General features: G+C 58.7%; 7 protein-coding genes. 4 read left to right on the top strand and 3 right to left on the bottom strand.

Annotated features, from left to right (window positions below; all coding sequences use genetic code 11):
* Positions 1 to 394 precede the first annotated feature (394 nt).
* Positions 395 to 1861: a cardiolipin synthase gene (gene cls, locus L248_RS11270; protein ID WP_022530359.1), complete on the top strand. Its 1467-nt coding sequence runs from the start codon at positions 395 to 397 to the stop codon at positions 1859 to 1861.
* Between the two features lie 24 nt (positions 1862 to 1885).
* On the top strand, positions 1886 to 2680 hold the full coding sequence (locus L248_RS11265; protein WP_022530358.1) for an alpha/beta fold hydrolase: 795 nt from the start codon (positions 1886 to 1888) through the stop codon (positions 2678 to 2680).
* A gap of 39 nt (positions 2681 to 2719) precedes the next feature.
* Here the strand turns inward: L248_RS11265 and L248_RS11260 are convergent, their stop codons facing one another.
* Both L248_RS11260 and L248_RS15350 read right to left on the bottom strand, forming a co-directional pair.
* Positions 2720 to 3424, bottom strand: coding sequence for a zinc metallopeptidase (locus L248_RS11260; protein ID WP_040536505.1), 705 nt, complete (start codon positions 3422 to 3424; stop codon positions 2720 to 2722).
* 77 nt (positions 3425 to 3501) lie between these two features.
* Entirely contained in the window at positions 3502 to 4056 is a 555-nt protein-coding gene (locus L248_RS15350; RefSeq protein ID WP_022530356.1) for a GNAT family N-acetyltransferase, read from the bottom strand.
* 130 nt (positions 4057 to 4186) lie between these two features.
* On the opposite strand from L248_RS15350, the gene L248_RS11250 reads away from it, so the two are divergent.
* Together L248_RS11250 and L248_RS11245 are read left to right on the top strand one after the other, a co-directional pair.
* The gene (locus tag L248_RS11250) at positions 4187 to 5431 is read left to right on the top strand and encodes a DUF389 domain-containing protein (RefSeq protein ID WP_022530355.1); all 1245 of its coding nucleotides are present in this window, start codon (positions 4187 to 4189) and stop codon (positions 5429 to 5431) included.
* A gap of 27 nt (positions 5432 to 5458) precedes the next feature.
* Complete coding sequence (locus tag L248_RS11245; protein WP_022530354.1) at positions 5459 to 6202, top strand: ribonuclease H family protein; 744 nt, start codon at positions 5459 to 5461, stop codon at positions 6200 to 6202.
* Here L248_RS11245 and L248_RS11240 read toward each other — a convergent pair.
* Positions 6177 to 7688, bottom strand: coding sequence for an AcpB/EbpR/MafR family transcriptional regulator (locus L248_RS11240; RefSeq protein WP_040536502.1), 1512 nt, complete (start codon positions 7686 to 7688; stop codon positions 6177 to 6179). The two genes, L248_RS11245 and L248_RS11240, sit on opposite strands and share 26 nt — an antisense overlap.
* Positions 7689 to 7958: the final 270 nt, after the last annotated feature.

Below are 7958 nucleotides of genomic sequence, written 5' to 3'. Positions count from 1 at the left end.
ATGGGGGCTCAGCTGTGAAATTATTCTTGGCGGCTTTGCCGCCTAGAATAAGGCCGATCTTTAAGACAAAATGCGCACTTTGCATTTTGGCTTAAAGTCGTGCCCACAGCGTTCCAGCCCCCAATCCGCGCAGCCCGTAGTCACCCGGGCCAGAGACCAGACAGTATCCTGCCTCCTCCCCTCCTCCTAAACGGGCTCCGCCGAGCAGGCCACCACAGTCTAAGGGCCCTAACGCCAAAAGCCCAAGTACGGGGCTTTTGGCGTTAGGGCCGCTTAGCCTGGGTGGCCTAACCGCTCGGCTCCGCCCTCTGACACCCCTTACAAAATCGTTATTTGGCAAGCCTTCCCGCCATCGACTATACTGGAAATATCTAGGTGTAAGGAGCTGGCTGGCGTGAATATCGTGCTTACCGTTTTCATCATTCTACTGATCTTCAACACGGTGGGGGCCATCGTCACAGTGTTCCACCGCCCCCGCAACATTGCCAGTACGCTGGCCTGGCTGATGGTCCTGGTGCTGCTGCCCGGCGTTGGTTTCTTAATGTACGCCTTCCTGGGCCGCGGCCTGGCGCAGGAGAAGATCTTCGACATCAGTCACGGGGAGCACGTCGGCTTGCAGCACATGAAGCAGATGATCCTCAAGGACGACCAGGCCGACCCCGATAACCAGCGCTCCGACCACACCACCACCCACACCGCCCGGCAGCTCATCCGCTACTTCGTTAACGCCGAGGATGCCCCGCTGACCAAGCGCAACCTCGTCCAGGTCTACACTGACGGCCAGGCCCAGATCCAGGCCATCTTCGCCGACATCCGGGCGGCCAAGGAGACCGTCCACGTGGAGTACTACGCTTTCTTCAATGATAATATCGGCAACCAGTTCCTGGACCTGCTGACGGAGAAAGCCAAGGAGGGCCTGGAGGTCCGGCTGATCTATGATCCCTGGGGGTCGCCGCACACCAGTCGGCGCTGGTTCCGGGACTATGAAGCGGCCGGTGGTCAGGTGTATCCGTTCATCACGGCCCAGAACGTGGTCGCCAAGACCCGCCTTAACTACCACTTGCACCGCAAAATCGTGGTGGTTGATGGGCGCATCGGTTACACCGGCGGCTTCAACGTCGGCGACCAATATGTTGAACCGACAAAGAAGTTCGGCTACTGGCGGGACACCCAGATCCGGCTGGAAGGGACCGCCGTCCTTTCTCTCCAGGAGCGTTTCGCCATGGATTGGAACGCCTCGGTGGGTCGGGACGGCCAGCTGCTCACCTTCCAGCCCAAGTACTTCCGTCACCCGGACCCGAACCTGGACGGTCATGCCAATATTCAGACGGTCTCCGACGGGCCGGACAGCACGGCTCAGATCCTCAAGGGCGGCATGATGCGGATGATCATGCTGGCCGAGAAGAGTGTCTGGATCCAGACGCCGTACCTCATTCCCGACGACAGCATGATCGATACACTGATGATCGCCGCCGCGTCCGGGGTGGACGTGCGCATCATGATCCCCGACCGGCCCGACCACCCTTTCATCTACCGGGCAACCCAGTATTACGCCAACATCCTCACCTATACCGGCGTGAAGATCTACATCTACAACAAGGGGTTCATTCACGCGAAGACCGCTGTGATGGACAACAAGGTGGTTTCCGTCGGTTCGATGAACCAGGACATCCGCAGCTACGCCCTGAACTTCGAGGCCAACTGCTTCATCTACGATTCCCGCGTGTCCCAGCAGTTCACCGACATTTTCAAGGCAGACATCAACGACAGCACGCTGCTCACCCGCGAGATGATTTCCCAGCAATCCCGCTGGCTGCGCTTCAAGCAGTATTTCTCCCGCCTGCTTTCACCGATCCTCTAGTTTAAGGAAGAAAGGAGCCTCATTATGCAGCAGATCCCAGTGGCAGAAAATACCAGCGTCGCCGTTACCGTTTCCGGCCACGGCCAGCCCGTCGTCTTTTTGAACGGCTTCGGCGGCTATCAAGAAATTTGGACCGCCCAGGTGGCAGCGTTCACCGCTGCCGGGTACCAGACCGTAACCTGGGATTATCGCGGGCAGGGCGCATCGACGGGCGACACCGCCGCCAGTCTGCGCGTCCTCGCCGGTGATCTGCACACGGTGCTCAACACACTGGACCTGCAGACGCCCATCCTCATTGGCCACTCGATGGGGGCCAGTGTGATTTGGGCCTTTCTCAAAGACTACCCGGCCTTCGCGGTGAAGGCGGTGGTGACGGTGGACCAGAGCCCGATGATGGTCAATACCCAGAACTGGTGGTACGGGTTCCGGGGGTTGGACCGGGCCAGCACCCACCAGTTCTTCCAGCTGCTCAGCCGTCATCACGAAACACTGAAAGGGTTGGACGCGGCAGTGGCGGCACCGTTGCTGGCTGCCGAGAAGGCCCACCCGTTCTTCCGTATCGCCGCCGAGGAGCTGCTCAGTAATCATCTGCGTGCCGACTGGCGGCCGGTGGTGGAGAAAATGGCGTGTCCCACCTTAATGGTTGGCGCGCTGCAAAGCCCTTACTTCCCTGCCGGTTACGGCGACTGGGCGGCCCGCTGGAACACGCATATTCAGACGGCCACGATTGACGGGTGCGGGCACGATATTATGGCAGAGGTGCCGGACCGGTTTGATGCGGCGGTGCTGGCATTTCTGCAGACCTTGCCGCAGGCATAAAAAGTGCCCCTTCAACTTTTGAGGGGGCACTTTTTATGGTTAATTGTTATTCCGGTTACCGCCGAACAAGATGATCAGCCGCAACAGCTGCAAGAATGTCGCCAGCGCTGCCGCTACGTAAGTCAGCGCTGCCGCGAAAAGGACTTTCTTGACCATGACCACTTCATCGCTGGAGATCAGCGGGGAGCTGGCCAGGATGTTCACGGCCCGGTGGGAAGCGTTGAATTCCACCGGTAAAGTGACGAGTTGGAAGAGCAGGGCTAAACCAAAGGCCCAAATACCAATGTCAATCAGGGTTTGATTCATCCCCATAATGACACCGAGAATGATGATCGGCAAAGATAAGGTCGAGCCCAGATTGGCGACGGGGACGATGCCGGTGCGCAGCGCCATGGGCCAATAGTGGACCTTATCTTGGACCGCGTGGCCGCACTCGTGGGCGGCCACGCCGATGGCCGCGACTGAAGTGGACTCAGCGGTAGATTGAGAAAGGTTCAGCGTCTTATCTTTACCGTTGTAATTATCGGTCAGGTTACCGGCAATTTCTTTGATCTGCACGTCATGGATGCCAGCGGAGCGCAGGATGTACGCGGCGGCGTCGGTGCCGGTGGCGCCGGAGCGGCTGGTGTACTGGTCATATTTCCGGAAGGTACTGTTGACATAGGCGGACGCCCACCCGGAAATCAGCAGGCCGATGATAACGAGGATATAGGTGGGATCCCACCACCACATCATTGGGAACATGGTCATTACCCCTTTTTGTTTTCTTACCCCACAGCATAACAAAAAGACCGACGGCTGTCGTCGGTCTTAATACCGAATTATTCACCTGCGGGGGGCACGATGGAGACGGCCCGGCTGATTTGGTAGAGATCAAAGTCAGCGGGGGCGCTGGCATCGGTGTTAGCCGCGGGCTTGTAACCCAGCGCCGCCAGCGCGTCCTTGGTGGCGGCATCCCGAGTCGGCACCCAGATGGTCAGGGAGTGCAGCCCCAGTTCGGCGAAGGCAAAGGCGGACATGTGGCCGATGATCTCATTGACCACCGGCGGCGTGACCAGCGCCGGCTGAAGTTCTAAGTGCAATCCGGCTTGGCCGCTCTCTGGATCGATGGGGTCCAGCGCAAAGATGCCGACAAACTGCTTCTCCGCCCGGTCGGTGATGCCCCAGGTCAGCTGCTGGTTGCGCATGACGGCGACCATGGTCTGACTGATAAAGGTGACGGTCTGATTGATGTCGGCGTCGGCCGGCCGGTTGGCTTGAGCCGCGATGGCCGGGTCGTGGCGGATGGCAAAGACGTCCTTCACGGTGGCCACGGTCAGCCAATCGAAGGTGAAACGCGGGGTCATAATCGGATGATATTTTTCAAATTGTTCCATGAAGACACGGCTTTCTATGACTTAATGCACTGACTTAAGTATAGCAAATGGCGGCCCAGTGCGCAGGGATACGGACTCGCCCGAATTTGGTAAAATAGAAAGTCAGAGGTCAAGGGGAGGGAAACGTACTATGGAAGAAAAAGCCGCTGTTAATCTGACGTTTTTAAACCGCAACGTCCGCGCCGATTTGAACTTGGCGTGGCCTAACGCTGTGATTTTAGCCTGTGCCATTATGGTGGCCTGTGTCGGGCTGAATATGAATTCCACGCCGGTGGTCATTGGCGCGATGCTTCTGTCGCCGTTGATGAGCCCCATCGTCGGCGTCGGCTTCGGCATCGCCGTCAGTGATGCGCCCCTCATTGCCCGGGCCGTGCGGCTCTTTCTCGTGGAGGTGGCGATTGCCGTGGTCGCTTCGACGCTGTACTTTGCGCTTTCTCCCTTGAAAGAAGCCAGTCAGCAGCTGATCGCCCGGACGGCACCGACCCTGTGGGACGTGCTGATCGCCCTGTTCGGCGGGCTGGCCGGAGTGATTGGCAGCGCCAAGAAGGAGGGCGGCAACGTTATCCCCGGCGTGGCCATCGCCACCGCCCTAATGCCGCCGCTGTGCACCGTGGGCTACGGCCTTAGCCAGCAGAATTGGACCTACGTCGGTGGCGCGGCCTACCTGTTCCTCATCAACTCGTTCTTCATCGGCTTGGCGACCACGGCGGGGACCGTTTACTTTCGTCTGCGCAGCGGGCAGAAATTGGCCATTTCCTGGCGTCGGCAGCTGCTGGTCCTGGCCGCCGCGGTGATCGTCGCGATTCCCAGCCTCATTTCTGCCAGCGGGATTATCCGGCAATCGTACGATGCGGCCCAGGTCAATCAGTTCGTCGAGGCGAATCTCTCGGATGAGTACGTGGCCAGCCAGGACGTCAAGGATGACACCATCACCCTGTCGCTGATCGGCTCACGCTTGAGCAAGGACCAGATCAGCCGCTTGGAGAAAATGCTGCCGGCGTATCATCTCGAAGGTTACCAACTGAATGTGCGGCAGCTGAACAGCGGCGATTACATGACCACCGCCGAGTTCAAGACGTACATGCAGCAAGCCGCTCAGTCATCGTCCGCACCGGCTGCGGCTGCCAGTACGGCGGTGCCGACGGACTTAACCAGCCTCCAAGCGCAATTGTTGAAGGACTATCCCCAGCAGATCGAGCAGCTCTATGTCGGTCGCGTCGCAGACCGGACGGGCCAGACGAAGAACCTGGCGGCCATCACCTTGACCGCCGCAGGGCGCCAGGATCAGGCCGCGATTCAGAAGCGGGCTCAAGCGCTGGCGAAGAAGGCGGGTCTCACCCTCACCGTCCGTTTCTTCCCGCCGGCAACGAAGTAATCAGGAACAGTTAGAAAGGATGGCATTATGCCTAAAACAAAGTATTATGCAGTCGCGCGCGGTAAGAAAACCGGCGTGTTCACCGATTGGCCCACCACGCAGAAGCTGGTGACGGGATACCAAGGCGCCCGCTACAAGAGTTTCCCCACCCGGGCCGAAGCAGCCGCCTGGGTTGCCGCCGGTGGTCCCCGCACCCCGCGACCGGCCGGGGCTGCGCGAACAAGTCATCATGCGGCCTCTGCTCGCGCTGCTGACAGTAAAAAATACGCCGTCACCCTGTGGAGTGACGGCGGCTCGCGGAACCACGGCAACGTCCTGGGTGGTCACGTTAAACAGACGGACGTGGCGGCGTGGGCGTACTTGCTCGTGACGCAGAAGGATCAAAAACGGTACAGCGGCTCAGACGGCGAATTTGGGGCAACCAACAACCGAATGGAAATCATGGGCCTGCTCAACGGACTGCGCCGAGCGGAAGCGCTGGGCTTCGCCAATGAACCGATCCTGGCCACGCTGGATTCCCAATACGTCCTGAACGCGGTGACCAAGGGCTGGCTGGCCGGCTGGCAGCGCCGCGGCTGGCGTCGGGCGGGGGATCAGCCGCTGGCCAACGCCGAATTGTGGCGAGAGCTAGCCGGGGTACTGCCCCATTTCTCCCACATTGAGTGGCAGTGGACCAAGGGTCACGCCACGAACGCGGGGAACGTGTTCGTCGACCGCCTGCTCAACGACACCATGGACCGGCTGCTTAAGGATCGGGCAGGTCAGTCTTAAGGTAGTTGGAGACTAGCGCGTCCAAGTACCAGTAGAGGAGCACGAAGTCCGACCCAGTGCCGAAGTCCTGCATCTGAATCAGCGGCAGGTCGTTCTTCAAGCCGATGTGGTTGCTCATCTCGACACTGGTGGTGACGATGATGTCGTATTGCTCTGTGGAATCGTAGTTGCTGACCGATACGTTGAAGTTGGCGCTGACCTGCTGGCTGATACCCCGGCGCATATAGTAATTCGTCGCCAGGTCGGTCGTCGTGACCAGGCCAATTCTGAATTGCCGGCGGGTGTGAACGAGGAGCAGCAGCACGGTCATGGTCAGCCGCTCCACCAGCATATCTTCGGCGCCCGGGGCACTGAAGGCGGGCGATAGGCGCTGCAAGCGGGAAATGATCATATGAATGAACTGCATCTGCCCGGATTCGGGCTTCCAGTAGATTCCTTGCATGGCGGTGTAGACCAGCTGATGGGCATTCGTGATGGCCCCCGGCAGCAGCGCCATGGTGGTCAGTTCAGTGAAGAAAATGAGCTGCAGCTCCCGTTGCTGACCGCCTAAGTCGAACTTGCTGCTGAGCAAGTCCATGACCGCGTGGACATAGCTGCGCAACCGGCTGCTGAAAGGATTCGTGAGTAGAAAAAGCGTATGATACAGTTCGCTGTCCAGGGGAAAAACGTGGGCGTAGAAGGCAAAGACAAAGAACGCGACGCCCTCAAATTCCGGATTGATATGATTATTGCGGGTAAACAGTCGGCCCCAAATGGCAAACATGGCGGCCATTCCCGGCAATTCTTTAATCGTGGCCAGCCGGAACCCGCCGGTGTCGTCGTTCAGGGGTTGATTGACGGCCACCCGCTGCAGCAGCAAGTGCAGGTAGATCCGCACCGATTGCCGGGTATCCATGGGCAAGGGACCGGTGACACTATTCTGCAGGTCGGTGATGAACTGCTCGATCTGCGGATTATTGGTGTTGGTCAGCCGCTCGTCCCGGTCATTGACCACACTGAAGAGCAGGAAGTAGAAATGGCGGATGTCCACTTCCCGCCCTTGCAGCCGGTTATTACGGATCGCCAAATGGAATTGAGCGAGCAGTTCGTTCAACCGGCCCACGTGGCGGAACAGTGTCGATGAACTCATCAGCAGTTCCCGCTGGAGCGAGGTCATAGTGAAGTCGTTGTGCCAGAAAATGTAGACCAGGATCTGGTATGCTGACCCGTCACGAATCAAGAGATTGGTCACGTCTTCGAGTGTTGGCAAGTTGATCAAATCGAGAATGTACTCCGCGTCCGGCGGCCCCAGGTGGAAGGGCGCATCGGGGAAGAGACTGTTCAATTGGTCGCCAAGGATCGCCATGTGATCGGCAATCAACCGGGGGTCGACTTGCAGGTCGAGGGCCATCTGTTTCCGGGTGGCATGGCCGTTATGGGTGTAGAGGTACTGGATGAAGGCCAGGTCTTGACGGACCCGGGCATCCAGCAGATCTTCTTTTTCCATGGTGGCAGTCCCCTTTCTCACCGCCAAGCCTTGACCAAGCCCGGCGGTATCACGTTTCACTTATTTCTTCCATTCATTATAACGTGGTCATTCACAAAACAAAAACCAAACGTTCCCACAAAAGTGCAAAGCTGTGAGAAGTTTGGTTTGGGTGCGGAAGTGTGTTATTAACGGGCGAAATAGGGAGTGAAGGTTCGCGAGGCCCGGCGATTTGGGCCGATACGGCGTTGCGCTTCCGCGCTGCCGCCTCGTGGAGCAGGAAAAATGGAC

This window comes from Schleiferilactobacillus shenzhenensis LY-73, from assembly GCF_000469325.1.
Lineage (GTDB): Bacteria > Bacillota > Bacilli > Lactobacillales > Lactobacillaceae > Schleiferilactobacillus > Schleiferilactobacillus shenzhenensis.
This window is presented reverse-complemented; position numbering and strand designations above follow the sequence as displayed.